Annotated in this window: 1 protein-coding gene; it reads right to left on the minus strand. The window is 48.0% G+C overall.

Annotated features, from left to right (window positions below):
* Positions 1-625 (minus strand): BatD family protein (locus R7Q11_RS27425; protein ID WP_225467140.1); only part of this gene is annotated, 625 nt, incomplete at both ends.

Raw genomic sequence — 625 nt, forward strand, 5'->3', positions numbered from 1 at the left:
AGTAGCCTGAATGTTCCCGGTTGGTCTGCGGTTAAGCGGAAAGATGGCTCCACCACTGTCACTGCAAGCCCCGAAATGACTCGCTGCCCTTGTTGCATTTCACCAACAGGTTCAAGCTTCATGCCTTCAATACGTGGTGGCACAACTTGTGGGTTGTCTAAACGGCGAGTGTCAGCCTTGATGATCAGTTGCATGCGTAAATTCGCAGATTGCTGCGGATATAGCGTATGGTTATCGACACTCATATTGAAGCTGAACAAATCATCCAGATCGGGTGCCGATTTGTTCGCCGTGACTTTTAGCTGAATTGGCTCGGTTTTCATCCCATCGGCCGAAAAACTCGGGATCGTAATTATCCCTTCTTTCATTGGCGCTATAGAAATGCTCCATTCTGTGCGCTGATATTTTCGACCATTGATGTTGTTACTCGAACGCCCGTAGCGAGGCTGTCCTAGGAAGAAGTCTTTTTCCAATACGCTGAAGTCGATGGCGTCGGACGCCACTTCTGAATCTGCCATTATCCGTAGGTTGATGACTTCATTTTTAGCCACTTCAGTTTTGTTGACACTTGCCTGAAGGCTTTGTGCCATCACCGAGAAACTAGATAACAGGCTGGCCACAAGAA

It is taken from the genome of Vibrio sp. 970, from assembly GCF_033339075.1.